19 protein-coding genes and 1 other annotated feature are annotated in these 17,951 nt (G+C 40.4%); of the genes, 15 read left to right on the top strand and 4 right to left on the bottom strand.

Annotated elements, in window-relative coordinates; translation table 11 throughout:
* Window positions 1-478: 478 nt before the first annotated feature.
* Window positions 479-1,351: an SDR family oxidoreductase gene (locus tag E0E32_RS16635; protein ID WP_130860276.1), complete on the bottom strand. Its 873-nt coding sequence runs from the start codon at window positions 1,349-1,351 to the stop codon at window positions 479-481.
* A gap of 158 nt (window positions 1,352-1,509) precedes the next feature.
* Here E0E32_RS16635 and E0E32_RS16630 point away from each other — a divergent pair, with 158 nt between their 5' ends.
* The 8 genes from E0E32_RS16630 (at window position 1,510) to E0E32_RS16595 (ending at window position 7,582) form a co-directional block, all read left to right on the top strand.
* Window positions 1,510-2,118 carry a TetR/AcrR family transcriptional regulator gene (locus E0E32_RS16630; RefSeq protein WP_130860275.1) on the top strand — a complete coding sequence of 203 codons (609 nt, stop codon included), beginning with the start codon at window positions 1,510-1,512 and terminating at the stop codon, window positions 2,116-2,118.
* A gap of 5 nt (window positions 2,119-2,123) precedes the next feature.
* A complete protein-coding gene (locus tag E0E32_RS16625; RefSeq protein WP_130860274.1) occupies window positions 2,124-3,038 on the top strand; it encodes an ABC transporter ATP-binding protein in 915 nt (304 codons plus the stop codon).
* The gene (locus tag E0E32_RS16620) at window positions 3,035-3,814 is read left to right on the top strand and encodes an ABC transporter permease (RefSeq protein WP_130860273.1); all 780 of its coding nucleotides are present in this window, start codon (window positions 3,035-3,037) and stop codon (window positions 3,812-3,814) included. Before E0E32_RS16625 ends, E0E32_RS16620 begins: the two co-directional genes overlap by 4 nt.
* Before the next feature lie 128 nt (window positions 3,815-3,942).
* Window positions 3,943-4,203, top strand: a binding site (T-box leader).
* A 56-nt stretch (window positions 4,204-4,259) separates the two neighbouring features.
* Window positions 4,260-5,918 carry a 2-isopropylmalate synthase gene (locus E0E32_RS16615; protein WP_066186033.1) on the top strand — a complete coding sequence of 553 codons (1,659 nt, stop codon included), beginning with the start codon at window positions 4,260-4,262 and terminating at the stop codon, window positions 5,916-5,918.
* A 201-nt stretch (window positions 5,919-6,119) separates the two neighbouring features.
* Window positions 6,120-6,596 carry a DUF2975 domain-containing protein gene (locus E0E32_RS16610; protein WP_130860272.1) on the top strand — a complete coding sequence of 159 codons (477 nt, stop codon included), beginning with the start codon at window positions 6,120-6,122 and terminating at the stop codon, window positions 6,594-6,596.
* Between the two features lie 9 nt (window positions 6,597-6,605).
* Complete coding sequence (locus tag E0E32_RS16605; protein ID WP_066186027.1) at window positions 6,606-6,827, top strand: helix-turn-helix domain-containing protein; 222 nt, start codon at window positions 6,606-6,608, stop codon at window positions 6,825-6,827.
* A 2-nt stretch (window positions 6,828-6,829) separates the two neighbouring features.
* A complete protein-coding gene (locus tag E0E32_RS16600) occupies window positions 6,830-7,264 on the top strand; it encodes a YhfM domain-containing protein (RefSeq protein ID WP_130860271.1) in 435 nt (144 codons plus the stop codon).
* 27 nt (window positions 7,265-7,291) lie between these two features.
* Entirely contained in the window at window positions 7,292-7,582 is a 291-nt protein-coding gene (locus E0E32_RS16595) for a hypothetical protein (protein WP_066186022.1), read from the top strand.
* A gap of 239 nt (window positions 7,583-7,821) precedes the next feature.
* Here the strand turns inward: E0E32_RS16595 and E0E32_RS16590 are convergent, their stop codons facing one another.
* Window positions 7,822-9,033, bottom strand: a complete 1,212-nt coding sequence (locus tag E0E32_RS16590; protein ID WP_165445061.1) for a serpin family protein — start codon at window positions 9,031-9,033, stop codon at window positions 7,822-7,824.
* Window positions 9,034-9,240: 207 nt separating this feature from the next.
* Here E0E32_RS16590 and E0E32_RS16585 point away from each other — a divergent pair, with 207 nt between their 5' ends.
* Both E0E32_RS16585 and E0E32_RS16580 read left to right on the top strand, forming a co-directional pair.
* A complete protein-coding gene (locus E0E32_RS16585; RefSeq protein ID WP_066186018.1) occupies window positions 9,241-9,576 on the top strand; it encodes a YflT domain-containing protein in 336 nt (111 codons plus the stop codon).
* A 131-nt stretch (window positions 9,577-9,707) separates the two neighbouring features.
* Window positions 9,708-10,100 (top strand): hypothetical protein, encoded by a 393-nt coding sequence (locus E0E32_RS16580; RefSeq protein WP_066186017.1) that lies wholly within the window; start codon window positions 9,708-9,710, stop codon window positions 10,098-10,100.
* Window positions 10,101-10,194: 94 nt separating this feature from the next.
* Here E0E32_RS16580 and E0E32_RS22880 read toward each other — a convergent pair whose 3' ends face one another.
* On the bottom strand, window positions 10,195-10,719 hold the full coding sequence (locus E0E32_RS22880; RefSeq protein WP_392388579.1) for a fumarylacetoacetate hydrolase family protein: 525 nt from the start codon (window positions 10,717-10,719) through the stop codon (window positions 10,195-10,197).
* A 544-nt stretch (window positions 10,720-11,263) separates the two neighbouring features.
* On the opposite strand from E0E32_RS22880, the gene E0E32_RS16570 reads away from it, so the two are divergent.
* On the top strand, window positions 11,264-12,079 hold the full coding sequence (locus E0E32_RS16570; RefSeq protein WP_130860268.1) for a PucR family transcriptional regulator ligand-binding domain-containing protein: 816 nt from the start codon (window positions 11,264-11,266) through the stop codon (window positions 12,077-12,079).
* Window positions 12,080-12,440: 361 nt separating this feature from the next.
* Here the strand turns inward: E0E32_RS16570 and E0E32_RS16565 are convergent, their stop codons facing one another.
* Window positions 12,441-12,992, bottom strand: a complete 552-nt coding sequence (locus E0E32_RS16565) for a hypothetical protein (protein ID WP_066186006.1) — start codon at window positions 12,990-12,992, stop codon at window positions 12,441-12,443.
* A gap of 212 nt (window positions 12,993-13,204) precedes the next feature.
* Here E0E32_RS16565 and E0E32_RS16560 point away from each other — a divergent pair, with 212 nt between their 5' ends.
* The 4 genes from E0E32_RS16560 to gpmA all read left to right on the top strand — a co-directional run bounded on the left by E0E32_RS16560 (window position 13,205) and on the right by gpmA (window position 17,921).
* Window positions 13,205-13,972 carry a MerR family transcriptional regulator gene (locus E0E32_RS16560; protein ID WP_130860267.1) on the top strand — a complete coding sequence of 256 codons (768 nt, stop codon included), beginning with the start codon at window positions 13,205-13,207 and terminating at the stop codon, window positions 13,970-13,972.
* A 75-nt stretch (window positions 13,973-14,047) separates the two neighbouring features.
* Entirely contained in the window at window positions 14,048-14,605 is a 558-nt protein-coding gene (locus E0E32_RS16555) for a class I SAM-dependent methyltransferase (protein ID WP_130860266.1), read from the top strand.
* Window positions 14,606-14,868: 263 nt separating this feature from the next.
* On the top strand, window positions 14,869-17,079 hold the full coding sequence (locus tag E0E32_RS16550; RefSeq protein ID WP_286171969.1) for a glycoside hydrolase family 18 protein: 2,211 nt from the start codon (window positions 14,869-14,871) through the stop codon (window positions 17,077-17,079).
* A 152-nt stretch (window positions 17,080-17,231) separates the two neighbouring features.
* Window positions 17,232-17,921, top strand: coding sequence for a 2,3-diphosphoglycerate-dependent phosphoglycerate mutase (gene gpmA / locus E0E32_RS16545; RefSeq protein WP_130860265.1), 690 nt, complete (start codon window positions 17,232-17,234; stop codon window positions 17,919-17,921).
* The last annotated feature ends 30 nt before the right edge of the window (window positions 17,922-17,951 follow it).

Below are 17,951 nucleotides of genomic sequence, written 5' to 3'. Positions count from 1 at the left end.
AATGTCGGTAGTATCCTAAATAGTTGAAAACAGCGAACATTTGTGCTATAATATGATTGTAAGTTGCTCTTTGAAAACTGAAGATAGGAGGTTGTTGCAGGAAAATCGTCTGCAACGTAAAATCTTCAACGTTCAGTCGCCCCACACGACCCGAAGTTGCGAAAATCAAGCTAAAGTAGGACGTGTGGCGAGTCGGGCGTACAAGATATAAAGCACGAACCGTTGGGATGACGGGGTTAGCCTGCTTAAAAACTGGTGGATGCACCGGTGTTCGCAGGAATCTCCCACTTCAAATTTTCATTAGAAAATGAAGTGGGGGTAGTTCAAAAGAGCGAATTGGGATTACGTAACCTATCAGCCCGTCTCCAATAAAGAGAGGAAAAAGGTAATCAAGCAAGGAATGGAGATTAAATAATGATGACCATGATGAAAAAAACGATATGCCCATCGATCAAAAGAGCACACCGTTCCAATAGATTTAGCCATTCACCACTTTTCCACCATTAATGTGTAACGTCTGGCCTGACATATAGCTGCTGTCTTGACTGGCCAAGTAAACATAGGCTGGACCCAGTTCGCTAGGCTGTCCAGGCCGTTTCATTGGCGTATCCCCACCAAAATCATCGACTTGTTTTTTGTTAAAGGTAGCGGGAATAAGCGGTGTCCAAATCGGCCCTGGAGCCACTGCGTTTATGCGGATTCCTTTGCCCGAAAGTTCATTAGACAATGCTCGTGTAAACGAGACAATCGCCCCTTTGGTGGATGAATAATCAATTAAGGTTGGATTTCCTTCATAGGCAGTCACGGAAGTGGTGTTAATAATGGTGCCTCCTTCCGATAAATGGGGGAGCACCTCTTTTGTTAAATAGAACATGCTAAATACATTGGTCTGAAACGTCTTTTCCAGTTGTTCTTTCGTGATATCCGTAAATTTCTTCTGAGGGTGCTGTTCGGCGGCATTGTTCACGAGGATATCGACTTTCCCATAGTGATCTAAAACCTGTTTGATTGCCGCTTCACAAAAGGATGGATCACCAATATCCCCATTGATTAATATACACTTGCGTCCCGCTTGTTCTACCAATCGCTGAGTTTTTTCGGCATCGCTATGCTCTTCTAAGTAGATAATCGCAATATCTGCGCCTTCTTTTGCATAATGGACGCTGACGGATCGACCAATCCCGCTGTCACCACCAGTTATGACGGCTACCTTGTCTAGTAATTTATTACTTCCTTGGTAAGCATCATCGATGAAGATTGGTTCCGGCTTCATTTCCGACTCGATGCCAGGCTGTTTATTTTGTGTTTGTGCAGGCGGGGTGATTTTTCCCTTCTGTTTTTCCATTGCCATAATTCTTTTTCCTCCTCATCGTTTGATTATAATTAGGAATACCCCAATCACGCTGTTTTTACTCCTGTAGGCAGTTGAAATTTTATCAGCATCCGATATAATGAATATGAATATAAAAACATTTTGTTCATAAGATCATAAAAAAGAGGAGAATACGTATGTCCAGAGGTTTTGATGAACAGGAGAGACAGGATATTCAACATGCCCTTGTAGCACATGGTAAAGAACTTTTTCGTCAATTCGGATTTCAAAAAACGAGTATACGGGAAATTGCTAAGCGTACTGGCATTGCGCAGGGGACCTTTTATCATTTTTTTGATTCGAAAGAAGAGCTGTACTTTCACATTCTCGAGTCAGAAGAACAAGAGATGCGGGAACAATGGATGGGTGTGGATATTTTTGCGGCGAGTCAACCAAAGCGAGCCATCAAGACCATCTTGCAGCAAATGGTTCAAACGATGGAAACCAATCCGTTTATTCGTGAATTGTACTTCGATCAAACGGTGGCGAGGCTGGTCAAGAAGCTTTCTCCTGAAAAGCTTGATCAACATTTTCAAGCAGACGCAACCGCCATCGCTCCCTTGATGAAGGCATTAGAAGAAAAGGGATGGAAGATAGATAAAGAGCCCGCGGTAATAGCTGGCATGCTTCGTTCTTTATTTGTATTAGCGCTTCATCAACAAGAGATTGGGACAGATGTTTATCAAGAAACGATGGCTGCATTTATTGATGTCATGGTGGAAGGACTAATCCGAGAGGAGCATTAATTGGTATGGAATCAGTAATCCAATTGCACCGTATTTCTAAGGTTTATCGAAATGTTAAGGCGGTTGACCAGGTTTCCTTACATATCAAAAAAGGGGAAATCTATGGCTTTATTGGTTTAAATGGAGCGGGGAAAACGACTACCATTCGTATGTTGTTAGGAATGATTCGTCCTACAGAAGGTGCTTGCTATATTCATCAAAAAAAAGTCAGTCTGCGTCATTATCCTATTTGGCGTAGTGTAGGGTATCTAGTGGAGACGCCTCATTTTTACCCAGAATTGACGGTTGAAGAAAATCTTCATATTTATCGGCGTTTGCGGCTTATTTCCGATTCGGGAGCGGTTGAAAAGGTGATGCAACAGTTAAATCTCATGCAGTATGCCGATGCGAAGGCAAAGCACCTCTCACTTGGAAATGCGCAGCGCCTGGGGATTGCCAAGGCCCTATTGCCTGTACCAGATGTATTAATTTTAGATGAGCCGGTTAATGGTTTGGATCCCGCTGGTATCGTGGAGGTTCGTGAATTACTACAAGAATTGGCATATCACCATGGCGTGACAATCTTGATCTCTAGTCATCTCCTGAGTGAGGTAGCCAAGATAGCTACCAAGATTGGCGTGTTAGATAAAGGGAAATTGGTACAGGAAATCGATTCTTCCAGCTTACATCGCCTGTTGCAGCAACGCTTGGTAATTGATACTCGTGATAATGACAGAGCGGTTACTAATCTGGTCGCTGCTCAAATAAATGAAAAAGGGCTGATAGAAGTCCATGATCAGCAAGCGATACAAACTCCAGACCAAATCGCCCGTTTGCTTGTTGATAAAGGGATTCCTCCTACTAGATTAAGTGTAGAAGCGGAAGATCTGGAGGCTTATTTTCTAAGGATACTGAGACAAGAAAAGGAGGCAATAAGATGAAATATTTGCTGCCTGCCTTACGTGTGGAATTGCTCAAAGTTCGAAAATCAAAGGTCGTTTGGATAACAACGGGGGCATTTACGCTCGCTCCTTTGATAGCAGGATTTTTTATGTTTGTGCTACGGTATCCAGCATTTGCTGAAAGGTCGGGTTTACTTGGCGCTCAAGCTCAAATTGTTGGTGAAGCCAGCTGGCCAGCCTATTTAAATCTGCTTGCCCAAATGATTGCCGTAGGAGGCATATTAATTTTTGGCTTTGTATCTAGTTGGTTGTTTGGTCGGGAGTACGCAGATGGAACGATAAAGGATCTGCTGGCACTTCCCTATCCCCGGGCAGTGATGGTGGCTGCCAAATTTATCGCTGCTGGTCTCACTTGTTTGCTAATCAGCCTTTATATTATTACGCTAGGCTTATTACTTGGCTGGTTTGTCGGCTTGCCACAAGGGTCACTCGATGTTTTTCTGCAGGGGCTGGGAGTATTGCTGTTGGTGACGGTATTGGTCATCCTGTTAAGTACACCAGTTGCTTTTATGGCTTGTTACAGTCGGGGGTATTTAGCTCCGCTTGGCTTTGTAATCATCGTTCTTGTCTTTGCACAAATTATCGCAGCAGCCGGGTTTGGTGCCTATTTTCCATGGGCAATTCCCGCACTGTACAGTGGTATCGTTGCAAGTAGTATGGCTCTCGATTGGTTGGGGCTAATGCTTATTTTTATCACGAGTATCATTGGTGTGGGTAGTACCTTGGCGTGGTGGTTGATGGCGGACCAGCATTAAGAATGAAGGTGTTTATAACAACACCTGTATGGGTTCAGAAGATGCTGTGGAAGATTTTTATTATACAAAAAAGCCCTTATCCCTATGCAATTGTTTAAAAATCTGCTAAGCTAATAACAATATCAAATTTAAATGCAGGGATAAGGAGTAGTACTTGCCAACCTGTTTGCAGAAAGTTGCTGGCTGATGAAAAGCAACAGCAGGAAAGTAAGGAACTCACCTTGGAGCAGACCAAGTGAAATCAGATCTTCTGAGAATAACTGAGAACGGCATCCCGCCGTTACACGGGAAGGGTATAGGGCGCGCCTCTGTATCTGTTAAGTGCATGATAATACTTTTATCATGAATTCGGGGTGGTACCGCGTAAGCAGAAGTCTTTCGTCTCCAATGTAATGATTGGAGATGAGAGGCTTTTTTATTATCCTAATTTGAGGAGGAATAGACCATGTTTAACCATCAAAAATACGAAAAGCAATATTATTTACCGCCGACATTGACATATGATTGGGTGCAAAAAGAGACCGTAGAAGAAGCGCCAATATGGTGTAGTGTTGATTTGCGGGATGGAAACCAAGCTTTGCCGATTCCGATGAATTTAGATGAAAAATTGAAGATGTTTCAGCTGTTAGTAGAAATTGGCTTTAAGGAGATTGAAGTCGCCTTTCCTGCAGCTTCGGAGACGGATTTTAAGCTGGTAAGGACATTAATTGAAGAAAATATGATCCCAGATGATGTAACAATTATGGTAATTACACAAGCGCGTGAGCATATTATCCGCAGAACTTTCGAGGCAATTGAGGGAGCGCCAAGAGCGATTGTTCACTTGTATAACTCAACATCCGTGGCACAGCGGCGTCAGGTATTCAAAAAGAATAAAGAAGAAATTAAACAGATTGCCTTAGATGGTGCTGTTTTAGTGAAAGAATTAGCGGAACAGACAGAAGGTAACTTTTATTTCCAATACAGTCCAGAGAGCTTTCCGGGCACCGAGGTGGAATATGCCTTGGATATTTGTAATGAAGTATTGGATATCTGGCAGCCAACACCGGATCATAAGGCGATTATTAATATTCCTACTACAGTGGAAATCGCCATGCCGCATGTGTTTGCCTGTCAAATTGAATATATTCACAAAAACTTAGCCTATCGTGACGCGGTAACGTTGTCGATACACCCACATAATGACAGAGGTTGCGGCGTGAGTGATGCCGAGTTCGGAGTAATGGCAGGTGCTGACCGAGTCGAGGGTACCTTGTTTGGCATTGGTGAGCGTACTGGAAATGTGGATTTGGTTACTTTGGCAATGAATATGTACTCTCAAGGGTATGATCCATTACTTGACTTTACCAATTTGGATCAAATTCGCAGCCAGTACGAAGAGCTAACGAGAATAAATGTCTATGAGAGACAGCCTTACTCTGGTGATTTGGTCTTTACAGCCTTCTCCGGATCTCATCAAGACGCCATTTCCAAGGGGATGAAATACAGAAAAGAACATCATATCGAAAAATGGGATGTGCCTTATATTCCAGTGGATCCAGCCGATTTAGGCAGAAATTATCAAACCGATGTTATTCGCATTAACAGCCAGTCAGGCAAAGGCGGGATCGGTTATATCCTGGAAACCAACTACGGCATTAAGTTGCCATATAAAATGAATGAGGCGATGAGTTACTTTACCAAAAATGTTTCGGATCAGACTAATCGTGAGTTGACGTCCGAAGAAATTTATCAGGTGTTCCAAGAACAATATATTAACTACCAGCCGCATTTTCAACTGTTGGATTATCGCTTCCATAAAGGAGAACACCAAGAGGTAACCTTAACATTGTCGGTAGATAATCAGGAAATCGTCATACAAGGAGAAGGGAATGGCAGTTTAGACGCGATAAGCAATGCCTTAAAAACGCATTTTGATATTGACTTTGCCTTGGAAGTGTATGAACAGCAATCGTTAGGAACGGATTCTATTGCCGATTCCTGTGCTCAAATTGGCATCTCCAGCCAAGGAACCATGTATTGGGGAGCGGGCATCGATGAAGATGTCTTGATGGCCTCTGTCCATGCCTTAGTTGTGGCAGTGAATAGACTGGAAACTTTTTAAATCGCTGATATAGTAACAACCGAATAGCGTTTATCCAAACGCCTTGGCAGTAATAAAGAATCTTACTGTCAGGGCTTTTTACGTGCTTCCCAACAACGATCGAATCATAAAAAAAGAGGTCCTTTATTATTCGATAAAATTTTATTGAAAAACGATAAAATAAATGGTATGATATAGGTAATAACTAAGAAGAGGTGCTTTATGGGAAAAGGACAGATTATTTTTTTAAAATTTACTGTGTATTTGATTGGTGTGATGATTGTTAGTCTTTGTATCTTTGCCTTGCCACATTTAGCTGCTGAATCAGCTGCGGTGTATCCAGAATATGCTTATTTAGAATATCCTGTCTTGATTGGTCTCTATGTAACTGTCATTCCTTTTTTCTTCGCCTTGTATCAAGCGTTAAAGCTATTAGGGTACGTCGATAAAAACGAATCCTTTTCTAAGGTGGCAGTACATAGAATTGGCTTGATTAAATATGCTGCCATCATCATTAGTTTGATGTATGCGTTAGGGATGCTGATTCTTTTTATCGTAAATGCCTTGCATCCAGGGATTGGCTTAGTCGGATTGTTGATTCTTTTTATTTCCGTTGTTATTGCTGTATTTACAGCTGTTCTGCAAAGTTTATTAAGTAATGCATTACAAATCAAAAGAGAAAACGACCTAACTATCTGAGGTGAGCACATGGCGATTATTGTAAATATAGATGTAATGTTAGCCAAACGAAAAATGAGCATGACGGAGTTAACCGATAAGGTTGGGATTACCATGGCCAACTTATCGATTCTAAAAAATGGCAAAGCGAAGGCTGTTCGTTTTTCCACATTAGAAGAAATTTGCAAGGCTCTAGATTGCCAGCCTGGCGATATTCTGGAGTATAAAGCAGATAACGAGGAAGGAGTATAACGGTGAAAACGATCTCCTTACTATTAATCATAGTTGGTTGTCCATTTCTGTTACTTGCTTGTCAATCACAAGCCGAACAAATGACGCTGTTAGATGATGTTTCCTCTGTTTCTGTCTCTAAATCAGATGGGTATGGTGGAATAAGTGGGAAGCATGTCAAGACCATCAACAAAGATACATTAACAACAACTTTTCAACAAGTTTTAGAAAATGCAAAGGGCAGAAAACAAAACGTAGATGTTTATCAAGGGAGACCTGATTATGATCTCGTTGTCCATTATGAAAACGGTGGTACCCATTTATTACATCTCACCATTGGAAACAAAGGGGAGAAAAGCAGAGTGATGTATACAGGTCATGAGCATAATGGTTTTGATCTGTCTGTGGAAGATACAGCGTTATTACGAGGTATGTTAGAAAATAATAGTGATAGGTAATAATGGTGGGGAAGCGAGGAAAAGTAAATGTTAAAAAGATTAGTAGCGATCCTCTCCATCCCTTTAGTGATTGCTCATGTCGTGATACTATACTTGTGGATTAGCTATTGGGAAGTATTAGTCACTAGAATAGGGTTGATTGGCTGGGGTGGATCGATTTTTTTAGGGATAATCATTTTTGTCATGTATAGCAAAGTCAAAGCTATCGACAAGCGGTCATCGGTTATACGCGCAACGGTATTAGCTTCCACTTTGATGAGTATCTTGTTAGGTCTTTTGTCTGTATTAATTACATTGATCACCAGTTCTATGCCGTAGCTATGTACACCAAGTGATCTTGTGTTTTTGGATCAGACGTATTGCCGATCGTTCTTGCTATGTTGCCATTCATGGTATTCTTTCGGACGCTTATGGTTTGAATGATGTCCAATAAAAAATAACCCCTCATCTGCTGTAACAGGCGTGTGAGGGATTAAAAGTTTTTATGTGTTGCTCCTTATTTCGGAGAGGCTATGGTACGTGTATAATGTTGTTCACTTCTTGCTATAATCATCAGGTTATTCTGTTGGATCTTCCACACTTCCGGCAAACAAGATCAACTCACGCTCGGTATCGGTAATTGTAAATACAAACGGCCGGTTTATCTCCATCTGAAATGGTTCCTCCATGGGAGCGGAAGTAACATCAATAGCTACAGATGTAGCACCTGCTGCTTCGGTGCCGGATTCATCGACCGAAATAAACGTTTTATGAAGGGTATCACTGATATAGGCATTGTTGGATTCGGTTAAGTCCAGCATCTCAGAAAAGTCCGCATGATCGGGATCAAAGGCTTGCTCGATCCCCATTTGTTGGAATGCTTGGTTCAATTCTGTTTCATATTCAAATTCAAAAGAAGGTAAGGAGACGGAGCCGTTTTCCGTTTGCATTTCCTTTGTCCATGCTTGCCATTTCTCTACATCGAAACGGGTCTGAAAGTCTTCAAAATCCAGTTTTTCAGATGGTAGAAAGATTTGCATCTGAATGGTTTCCTCTTCGCCATAAGGAAGTGCTACAACTTGTACCTCTTCGTCTTCAAAATAAGCGAGGTCCTCTGATAACCGCATAAACGACGTTTGCTTCGTATCGCCATCCGATAAATGAAAGTCGCTATCCTCGGTTAATTCTTCATTAAAAGGATATGTCCATGGTCCTTGAAAATAGATGGCATTTAGTAACAGCACGGCAAGACTCGGATCTACTTGATCTATCATTTGTTCGATGCGATCGTTCGTCTGTTCCGCGACCCAGTTATTGATTGCATCAGCAGTGGTTATTGGCTCCAACTGTGCAAGGTACTGTTTCTCTACTTGTTCTTGATAACCTGGCTGCAATGTAAAGGCTTCGTTCAGCCATAAACTATTAGCAAGTGATAGCTCAATCTCTTCCTCTGTTTCACCAATGTTGGTTAGCAGAGTATGATTGGCAGTGCTTAGTTCCTCCCCATTAACATTCTCTATACCAAATGCCTGCTCTATTTCTGTTTTGGTCTCACCTGAAGTACCATGATAAGCCATATTCATCGCCAGCCAAATACTAACTGGTGACAGAAATCTATTCCCTGCCTCGTTTGGATCTACTTGAGCGAGTCCTTCTAATCCCAATTGATTCACCTTTTCTGGGATTTCCTCATTTACTGTTTGGCCGCTTTCCCCTTCTTCTTGATCGGAGTTATTGGTGCCACACGCAACTAATAAAAGAAATGCAAACACACACATTAATTTTTTCATCCACCTTGCCACTCCTTCGATCGATTGTTTTGTTAAAGATATCATATATTGGACTAGTCAACAACTTCTTTCAATGGATTCTAATAAACACCGCTTATCACCCCAATCGAAGTATTAAATTTGAAAATATGGAAAGGGTAAAAAAGTAATTAATTTTGTGAAATGCGGGTATACCAATAGTAGATGAATAAAAGGAGGAAACACAATATGCCATTTGTAAAAATCTATACCAATGACGAAACGTTAGAGGGCGATATTAACACCTTAGTAAGTAATCAGATCGCCTCTGAAGATATCTTTGTGCTCTCTCATGATGATGATCGTACAGCAAGGATCGTTAAGCATAGTGACGCGTCAGGGGTTGATTATAATAAACAGGATATTGGACAAGCATTTGAGAAACAGGGGGATGAATTAAGAGAAAAATTACGTGAACTAGGTATAGAAGAAGAGGACGCGCAGGAATATGAAGCCGATATGGACGAGGGTAAAGTCTTTTTAATCGTTACAAATAACCAAGCTGCAGATCTATTGGAAGACTAAACTTTAAAACCGCCTGTCTGATGGTTATGGCAGGCGGTGATAGATGCAACCGAGCTTTATTTTGTATTTATGTGCGTTATCCATATACTTTTTTTACGCTACATTAACGAAGAAAAGAGAAGGTGTATGTCATGCAAGCAAACGAATTAAGAGAAAAAATCACTCAATATTGTGAAGAATATGATAGTACCTATGCCAAACTGGTGAAGCCGATTAATGAAATGCTCATCGATGTAGATGCTAGTATTTCAGAAGAGACAGCCCATCAAATCTTGGAGAATCTGAAATTAAGTGCCGCAGGGAATAAAGAGGTGGCCGATTGCCATTTAGATGAGAGTGATAATTTCTTGCGTGACGGCATAGAGGATTTAAAGCATGGAAACTTAGGGGATGGCGCATTACAAATCTTTGGCGCTGGTCTGAACTTTGCCAGTTATGCAGCAAAGGTAGCAGCCACAAGAGAAATTAATCCGCACAAGATGTTAGACGAGAGATTCAAAAAATTGAAGAACGACTTGACCTAATTTGTAAACATGCGTTAGCTATTGAATGGCTAGCGTATTCTTCTTGAAGTCATCGTAAACTTGTCACTATCAGATAAAACAAGGCTCCCAAACATCAAGTCACACAATTAATTAATGGCGTGAAGCCATCTACCAAAGCAGCTATTTGATCATTGCGCTGAATAGCAACTTCTTCTGGATTACCTACTAGCAATATATCTCCTGGTAACAAGGTCATCGATTTAGAATGGTGGCTGACAATAGAACTAAGACTATAAGGTAAATCGGTAATAGGTATTTCATGGACAAGGATACCATTGTGTAAAGTGGATAGACTCCACTCCTCTATACGTTCTGCGCTGTTCTTACTAATGAATTCTGATCCTAAACTAAAGAAGGTATCAAAGCTTTTGGCAGTTATGACATCTTGATTAGACAGAGTGGTTTCTGTTATATCTATAGCTGTCGTATAACCAGCAATATAATTCTCCGCTTCATTCATTTCAATATTCCGCCCCGTTTTACCAATAATAATGGCTAATTCTGCCTTAGCGGAAATATGCCTGGAGGCAAATGGTGCTTGGATCGCATCTGAATCACCTATAATAGAAGTGCTTGGTTTAATGAAGCAAGTCGGCAAGCGCTTTGAAGTGTCGAAATGATGAGGAACGGTAATGCCAATTATTTTGCCCGGCTTGTCGTATAACGGATGAATGTCTGTCTGGTCATTATTAATGGGGTGACAATAATCAAGCAGTTCTTTTCCCTCGGCTAGATACCAAATTTCTAACTCTTCTATATACTGCCCCTCGATCAAGTGGAATACGTCATTTGGCCAGTTTTTGTTCTCCATATCATTGATACTGTCGATTAAGTAATAACTATCATTATGAACAAAAGCTGCTTGCTCTTGTCCTCGATAAGATACGGTAGCCATTTTCATTTCCTTCCCCTCCATTAGAGCAACTTATACTATACAATATAAACTTTCTATCTTTATATGTTAATAAAGTTAACGTACATTGTCAATGAAAGTGACTGAAAGAAAATCACGGTCAAAAAATGGAATAAAAAGGTTTTTATAGAAAAATAAATATGTTGTAAGATGATCTTACAAAAGAATAAGGATGACTGTTACAAATATTCTATAATGATGTAAAAGGAAACAAAACGGGGTGAAGTGAATGAAACTAACCATAAACGAAGCACTAAAGGTATCTCCATTCTCTGAAACGCGTTTACTAACAAAACCAAATAAGAAGCAACAAATCATTCAAGATATTTGTATCGTTGATAACTTTGAAATAGAAAACAGCATGGAAGATGGGGTATTTGTTTGGACGACAGCTCGTGTATTGTGTAATGTGGAACAGGCCAAGAAGTTTTTGCTGCAATTGCATAAAAAGAATGTTACAGGACTTGCTGTAAAATTAGGAGACTATTGGGAATGTATGCCACAATCGCTTATTGATCTGGCTAATTATCTTGATTTTCCACTGTTAGAGTTGAATGATCGGATACCGTTTTCTGATCAAGTACAATGTTTGGCGATGGCAGCAGAAAATAAAAGGGTAACCTGGCTTCATGAAAAACAGACCCTTCAAAGCCAGTTGAGGTATTTTAGTGTGAACGGCAGGAAAACAAGTGAATATATGGAATTAGCAGGTGAGTGTATCGATCATCCATTTGCCATTCTTTCTTGTACAGGAGAGGTTTATTATCATAATACCAGCTATACAACTGAAAACATTATCCAGAAGTGGCATGGTTTCGTTAATGACCTCACCATGGATGATCAAGATCGGCTGATTTATAGAATAGAGCTGGCGAACAGGCAAGCATGTTTATTGATCGAATGTGAGGAGATGGCAAACAAAGAGGAGGAGACTGTTTTTTATCAGACAGCACAAATGATTTCACATTATGTAGCAAAATGGCGCGACGAAAATGAACAGGAGCTGCCTGCTATTATGAAGTGGCAGCAAAGTTTATTATTTTAAGGAGGTATTTAAAAGCTTAAAAAAATGACGTATCGAATTTTGTAGCATTTCTGCCAAGGGAGTCATCCACTTTCTATGGATAACACAGAAGTGCGCTTTTCTGTTCCTCATGTATTCTAAAAGCTATACCATCCTTTTACCATTTTGAACATCGTTACATAAGATATGCAAGCGCAATCGCTGCGAATTTAAGCTATGTATTTAACAGGATATACTAGTGTCACCTGAAACAAATGAATTTCGGTGGGCAAATAATCACAGCTTCAGGACACCTGAGGTTTTGCCGATGAATCACCCTTTGAACACGCATTAAGGAACGGATTTTGCAACAAACCTGTCCAAACTCCACGTTGCAATAGGGTTAGAAGGTGTGAGATGCTCTGACAGTACCTTGAATCACGCCTTCCAGTTTTCCTTTATAGATACAAGTTAGAGTTGGTATTTCCTGAAGATCTTGTGGTGTTACCAATTCCAAAGGTTTGTCAAAGGAAACAATTGCAGCTTCTGCCAAAATATAAGCCACAAATTGGGAACAAAAGTAAGCATTTTTCCTCTGAATTGGCAGGTTGAGCAGGACCCCAAATAATCCCAACAAGTTATAATGATAGATCTCTTTCCTGTTCATAAAAAAGGATAGGGCCTCTTTTAATCTTTTTTCTTGATTGGGATTAATGGCACACGCATAAATGGAACAGTCTGCTTTCTGGAAAATTTCTTCTTGCGCCTTCTCTTTCACAAAACCACCAAAAAATGGATTTCGTGGATTTTTTCGCCCAAAGCTATACATTTCCTTTAAGCTGAGATCCAATGCAATGGAAGCATGATTATAATCCGCTTTCGTATATAAATTTATCGCTTTTGTAAATAAAGTACCCGTATTGGTGAATAACAGGTAAATATGTTTTTGTCCCATCCCCATGAACCCCTCATGTTTTTTCTTTCATTATATGTGAAAACGACCTTCCTGATAAGGGGTTTTAGATGTAAAATTTACTAAATCTTCCGACTAACTGCAATTACGTCTTAGGTCTTAGTTTTGATAATAAAAAAACGGGCAAATCCCGAAAAATGTTGACTCTCTCGTTACGTGATAGTTTAAGATAAAAGTGAAAGGAGGTTAGACACTTGTTAAGAAAAATAAAAGAGGTGGCAGATCTTGCTGGAATTAGTGTGCGCACCTTGCATCATTATGATGAGATAGGCTTGCTGTCACCAGAAACAACAACGGATTCAGGTTATCGGCTTTATTCGGAAGCAGATTTGGAAATGCTGCAGCAAATCCTTCTTTTTCGAGAATTGGATTTCCCATTAAAAAAGATTAAGGAGATTATCAGTAAACCCAATTTTGACCAAGTGGAAGCCTTGACGCAGCATCGTAACGAGATATTGGAGAAGCGGCGTTATCTGGATCAAGTATTGATCACCATCGATAAAACGATGAAACATAAGAGAGGAGAGTCGCATATGACAACAGAAGAAAAATTTGAAGCATTTAAAGAAAAAATGATAGAAGACAATGAAGAGACTTATGGCGAAGAAATCCGTGAAAAATACGGAGAAGAAACCATCGAGAATAGTAATGCAAAAATACGTGGCATGTCACAGGCTGACTATCAAGCGATGGTTCAGTTAGAAAAAGAGCTGTTTGATTTATTGGAAAAAGCGTATCAGACAGGAGACCCGGCTTCAGATCTGGCACAACAAGCAGCTGCCAAGCACAAGGAATGGCTGATGTATTCCTGGTCAACATATTCCAAAGAGGCACATGTAGGCCTTGCAGAAATGTATGTTGCAGATGAACGTTTTACGGCTTACTATGACAAACAGGTAAAGAACGGTACCCGTTTTTTACGAGATGCTATTCTTATTTTTACTGGGCAAGAGTCTGTCTAAATGACAGGCTCTTTGTTGTGTTATCATTTAGAAAAGCTTTTCATATTTAAATTTTGATAAAAGAGGTGGTTTATCATGAACTCGGAACCTATCAGGGTAGTCGTTGGTGCAGGTCCATATCATAATAACCCAGGATGGTTACATACCAATGAGGATGAGTTAGACCTGCTTGACGAAAGTACTTGGATGGAGAAATTTCACAAACAGTCGATTACCGCTATTTTGGCGGAGCACATTTGGGAGCATTTAACGTATCAACAAGGGCTGCATGCGGCGAAGATCTGTTATCAATTTTTGATGAATGGGGGTTATGTACGGTGTGCTGTTCCTGATGGCTTTTTTCCTGATCCAGACTACCAGAAGACGATTCAAGTAGGTGGTCCTGGCCCTAAAGACCATCCCGCTGCCAGTCATCAAACGGTCCATAATTATCAGACGTTAACGGCGATGTTTCAGGAGGCTGGTTTTCAAATAGAGTTGCTTGAATTTTTTGATGAGGATGGTGCTTTTCATCATCAAGAATGGAAGGGAGAAGACGGAGTTATCTTCCGTTCGAAACAATATGATCCCAGGAATCAAAAGGGAGAGCTGAAATTTCCATCATTGATTATCGATGCCTGTAAAAAGGAATAGTGCATTGCGTTTCCCATATTAATAAGATATGTATAATTGGTATATACCTAAAGAGCGTCTCCATAATTTTAGGATTTCACACAAATGCTGATATATCAATATTTAATATTACAAAAACATTACAAAAATAGCGTGATATTGATATTTTATGCAGGTGTCTTTACTATAAGGTATAGACATCTACACAACTTTTCTTTTGCATATGCTGTAACTCATATCTGTGTTATGAAAGGTGTCAAAAATAACAGGGAGGGTAACATTAATTGAGAGCGATTGCAAATAAGAGAGGGAAGTTTCGGCATTTGTGGTATGGTTGTTTATTATTGCTATGGATTATCTCAGGTATGTTCGTTTCACAAAACGTTCAGGCCGATACGGGTGAGGGCAAAGTGGTCTTAGGATATTACAGTTCATGGAATCCACCGGAGCAAATCGATGCACAAAAGGTAACGCATATCAATTATGCATTTGCGGATGTGTGTTGGGAAGGAGAGCACGGCAATCCAGACAATGAGGAAATTCCGGATGGAGAGCTGAAAACATGGCCTTGTAAGAATTTGCAAGGGGAAGAGGAGACAGACATCGAAAACGGATCGATTGTTTTATATGATCCTGAGGTGGATTTGGTTGAATTGTCCAAAGTTGTAGATTTAAAGAATCAAAATAGCGATTTAAAAACATTAATTTCTGTTGGTGGTTGGACTTTATCTAATAATCTATCATTGGTTGCCAGAACAGAAGAAACACGGAAGGTATTTGCAGAGTCGGCGGTTGATTTTGTACGAGAATTTAACTTAGACGGATTAGATTTAGACTGGGAGTATCCTGTTGATGGTGGCATGCCAAATAATGAACGCGATCCAAGTGATAAAGAAAATCACACACTTTTATTACAAGCAGTGCGTGATGCCTTTGATCAAGCAGAGCAAGAGGATGACAAGGAATATCTAGTAACCATTGCTGGTGCAGCAACGTGGACTTATGCAGAAAATAATGAATTAGGAAAAATAGCTGACATTGTTGATTATATGGCAATCATGGCCTACGACATTAATGGCACTTGGTCAGGAGTGACAGGACATAATGCCCCTTTGCATGGCGATCCGTTGGAAACAGAAATCAGGGGATGGACGTTTGGGGTAGATCAAACGGTTAACGTTTACGGAGATGTACCGAAAGACAAGCTGGTATTAGGTGTGCCTTTTTATGGTCATTCATGGGCTGGTTGTAATCCCGACGATGGAGGTGGGATGAAAATAGAGAATGGTGCCTATCAATCTTGTGCAGCAGCTTGGGAGAAGCCGGGCTTAGAAGGTGGTACCGTCAATTATGATGTCATCAAATCGCTTATCAATCAGGATGGCTATTATTACTTTTTCGATAATACGGCAAAGGTACCTTATTTATACAACGAGCAAAAAGGGGAATTTATTTCTTACGATAATGTGGAATCATTAGGTTACAAAATGAATTTTATTAAAGACCAAGGTTTAAAGGGTGCGATGATTTGGGATTTAGCAGGAGATGACAAGGAATTAAATCTTTTAAAAACAATTTCCCATGGGTTGGGCGTATCAAGCGAAGAACCAGCTCCTGATCCAGAGCCAATCGTTGAACTCCAGGTAGACGATGATCCAGTATCTGTAACGGCAAAAAGCTTGATCAAGGTCTTGGAAGAAGATCAGGACACAGGAGTGGAGGTGCAATTACCTGCTGATTTACCGCATGGAACCACTTTGAAAATTGTAGAAGCGGAAAAAGGAAGAGATTACTTAACGAATTTAGAATCAGCTGGCCCGGTCTATACCTTCCAGTTTGCCTATCCCGATGGAGAATTATTCCAAAGTGAAATAGGATTTGTATTATCGATGCCAGTCAACGAGAATGCCGAAGCACCAGCAATCTATTATTTTCAAGAGGATAAGGAAGCATGGGAACGTATAGGTGAGGAGGTAGTGGAAGGCAATATCACCTTAACCATTGAGCATATGTCAACTTATGGTGTGTTTACGGTTGTAGAAGAAGATGAAGGGACGGAAGATGAAGAAGTTGAAATAGACGAAGGTGACAATGGTGAAGGGGACGACGAAGACGATGATAACAAGGATACCGATGATGGGGATGGTGGCAATAACGATGACAAGCACACTGGAAATGGCAACAATGATGATAACGACAGAGGAACTACCGGAGACGAAACAGATAACGGAGATGGTAGCGAAAGCGATGATGGCAATATAAACGACGAGACGGATGAATCGAGCACTAATGATATCGAGAATGATGAGGAAGATAATGCGGGTAATGGAACAAGTGATGATGGGAACGATAGTAAACCACTAACAGATGGTAAACAACTACCTGATACTGCAACTTCCTTATTTAATTATCTGTTACTTGGAGTTATTATCTTGTTCGTAGGGGCAGGTACCTTCTTTTATCAACACAAGAGGAAAGCAGCAGCCGATAATTAAAAAATAGCACTAATCAAAAAAAGTTGCAGCCGAAAAAATGCTTGCTGTGGCTTTTTTTTGGTTGACTCCGCAGAATTTCTGCATAGGGAGATGATTGTAGCACCTATAAACAGGGTATAGTATGAACGAAAAGAAAGGTGGAGAGGAAGCCTATGAAACTAGTGTTGATCAGACATGGGGAGAGTGTATGGAATCAAGCCAACCTCTTTACGGGATGGACAGATGTAGACTTAACAGAAAATGGTGTAGCGGAGGCGAGAAAGGCAGGCAAGGTCCTTCGTGAAAAAGGCTTTCATTTTGACGTTGCCTTTACCTCTTATTTGAAGCGGGCGATCAAAACGTTGGATTATACCTTGGAAGAAGCGGACCAATTATGGATCCCTGTATATAAAACGTGGAAGCTGAATGAGCGGCATTATGGTGCGCTACAAGGGTTAAATAAGGCAGAGGTAGCCGATCAATATGGTGATGAGAAAGTTCATCTGTGGCGCCGTGGTTTCCGAACGCTTCCGCCAGCATTAAATGTCGATGATGAACGTTATCCTGGAAGAGATCCTAAGTACCAAGAATTAAGATTAGAGGAAATACCAACCGCTGAAAGTCTTGCAACAACGATTGAACGAGTAATCCCGTATTGGGAACAAACAATCAAACCTTTTTTAAAAGAGGAGAAAAAAGTGATTGTAGCAGCTCATGGTAATAGCTTGAGGGGACTTATGAAATACTTGGAGAACATAAGTGATGAAGATATCGTGAATGTTAATATTCCAACTGGGAGTCCGCTTGTTTATGAATTGGACGAGCAGATGGTGCCGGTTTCTAAGTATTATTTAGATGAGTAGGAGACGTGTTCAAAAGCAATAGGGGAAATC

The organism is Gracilibacillus phocaeensis, from assembly GCF_900626275.1.
Classification (GTDB): domain Bacteria; phylum Bacillota; class Bacilli; order Bacillales; family Amphibacillaceae; genus Gracilibacillus; species Gracilibacillus timonensis.
The sequence above is the reverse complement of the archived record's forward strand: the minus strand, read 5'-3'. Positions and strand labels throughout refer to the sequence as shown.

What these genes read in the sequence shown, in the direction of transcription:
- E0E32_RS16555 (WP_130860266.1), top strand. Translation starts at nt 14,048, where the DNA reads ATGAACTCGGAACCTATCAGGGTAGTCGTTGGTGCAGGTCCATATCAT.
- E0E32_RS16585 (WP_066186018.1), top strand. Translation starts at nt 9,241, where the DNA reads ATGCCATTTGTAAAAATCTATACCAATGACGAAACGTTAGAGGGCGAT.
- E0E32_RS16610 (WP_130860272.1), top strand. Translation starts at nt 6,120, where the DNA reads ATGGGAAAAGGACAGATTATTTTTTTAAAATTTACTGTGTATTTGATT.
- E0E32_RS16605 (WP_066186027.1), top strand. Translation starts at nt 6,606, where the DNA reads ATGGCGATTATTGTAAATATAGATGTAATGTTAGCCAAACGAAAAATG.
- E0E32_RS16625 (WP_130860274.1), top strand. Translation starts at nt 2,124, where the DNA reads ATGGAATCAGTAATCCAATTGCACCGTATTTCTAAGGTTTATCGAAAT.
- E0E32_RS16635 (WP_130860276.1), bottom strand. Translation starts at nt 1,351, where the DNA reads ATGGCAATGGAAAAACAGAAGGGAAAAATCACCCCGCCTGCACAAACA.
- E0E32_RS16620 (WP_130860273.1), top strand. Translation starts at nt 3,035, where the DNA reads ATGAAATATTTGCTGCCTGCCTTACGTGTGGAATTGCTCAAAGTTCGA.
- E0E32_RS16590 (WP_165445061.1), bottom strand. Translation starts at nt 9,033, where the DNA reads ATGAAAAAATTAATGTGTGTGTTTGCATTTCTTTTATTAGTTGCGTGT.
- E0E32_RS16570 (WP_130860268.1), top strand. Translation starts at nt 11,264, where the DNA reads ATGAAACTAACCATAAACGAAGCACTAAAGGTATCTCCATTCTCTGAA.
- E0E32_RS16630 (WP_130860275.1), top strand. Translation starts at nt 1,510, where the DNA reads ATGTCCAGAGGTTTTGATGAACAGGAGAGACAGGATATTCAACATGCC.
- E0E32_RS16615 (WP_066186033.1), top strand. Translation starts at nt 4,260, where the DNA reads ATGTTTAACCATCAAAAATACGAAAAGCAATATTATTTACCGCCGACA.
- E0E32_RS16565 (WP_066186006.1), bottom strand. Translation starts at nt 12,992, where the DNA reads ATGGGACAAAAACATATTTACCTGTTATTCACCAATACGGGTACTTTA.
- E0E32_RS16595 (WP_066186022.1), top strand. Translation starts at nt 7,292, where the DNA reads ATGTTAAAAAGATTAGTAGCGATCCTCTCCATCCCTTTAGTGATTGCT.
- E0E32_RS16580 (WP_066186017.1), top strand. Translation starts at nt 9,708, where the DNA reads ATGCAAGCAAACGAATTAAGAGAAAAAATCACTCAATATTGTGAAGAA.
- gpmA (WP_130860265.1), top strand. Translation starts at nt 17,232, where the DNA reads ATGAAACTAGTGTTGATCAGACATGGGGAGAGTGTATGGAATCAAGCC.